Raw genomic sequence first — 940 nt, forward strand, 5'->3', positions numbered from 1 at the left:
CCGAAGTTAGTTGTTTCCAAGAACACTTGAATGTGTGTTGGTTTGTTATCACCGAAGTGACAACAAGTACCTAGTGTTTCCTTTCGAAAAAGGATCCAATAGGATTTGAGAACTTTTATTTTGATAACTTAATCACAGCTTGAGCTGTTTTGTTTCACTTTTTTAAAAGTGAAAACCATTAAGCTATCAGTCAGCTTTCCAAATTGTTAAAGAGCAAAATGTTCAATTCTTATAAAAATAAGTTAATCACATTTTCTAAAGACTTTCAGAGACCACAATAAACCAATAAATAATAACTATTGGTTTGAATATGACACCAAAAATACTTAGAGAATGGTGGGCGATACTGGGCTCGAACCAGTGACCCCCTCCTTGTAAGGGAGGTGCTCTCCCAACTGAGCTAATCGCCCACGTTGTTTGCTTTCACTTTTCAAAGCGAAAACGAAACCGTTTTAATTCCTTCGTGGGAAAGAATGGTGGGTCGTGCAGGATTCGAACCTGCGACCAATTGATTAAAAGTCAACTGCTCTACCAGCTGAGCTAACGACCCAGTCTTGTTTCTTCCTTAAGTAAGGCAAGTTGTAAGGCAATTTATATAAAATAAACAACGTGCAACTTAGCGAATCATAAGGAGAAAGTGGTATCCCGTAGGGGAGTCGAACCCCTGTTACCGCCGTGAAAGGGCGGTGTCCTAGGCCTCTAGACGAACGGGACACAGGTGCGTAAAAGTGTTGGGCACTTTCACACTTATACCCGCAGTTAAGCAGGTACATTTATTTCATCTTCACTTTTTAAAAAAGTGAAAACAAAAAGCTCTCTTTACTTTCTAAACCTATATCAATTTGTGTAGACACTCATCAAAGCAATCATCGTTTAAGGAGGTGATCCAGCCCCAGGTTCCCCTAGGGCTACCTTGTTACGACTTCACCCCAGTCATGAA

General features: G+C 40.2%; 3 tRNA genes and 1 rRNA gene. All 4 read right to left on the reverse strand.

Annotated elements, in window-relative coordinates:
• Window positions 1-334: 334 nt before the first annotated feature.
• Window positions 335-410 (reverse strand) — tRNA-Val (locus AACW90_RS22860).
• Window positions 411-474: 64 nt separating this feature from the next.
• Window positions 475-550 (reverse strand) — tRNA-Lys (locus tag AACW90_RS22865).
• An 88-nt stretch (window positions 551-638) separates the two neighbouring features.
• Window positions 639-714, reverse strand: a tRNA-Glu gene (locus AACW90_RS22870).
• A gap of 160 nt (window positions 715-874) precedes the next feature.
• Window positions 875-940, reverse strand: a 16S ribosomal RNA gene (locus AACW90_RS22875); the annotation flags it as partial.

The organism is Vibrio frigidus (assembly GCF_042465995.1).
Taxonomy (GTDB): domain Bacteria; phylum Pseudomonadota; class Gammaproteobacteria; order Enterobacterales; family Vibrionaceae; genus Vibrio.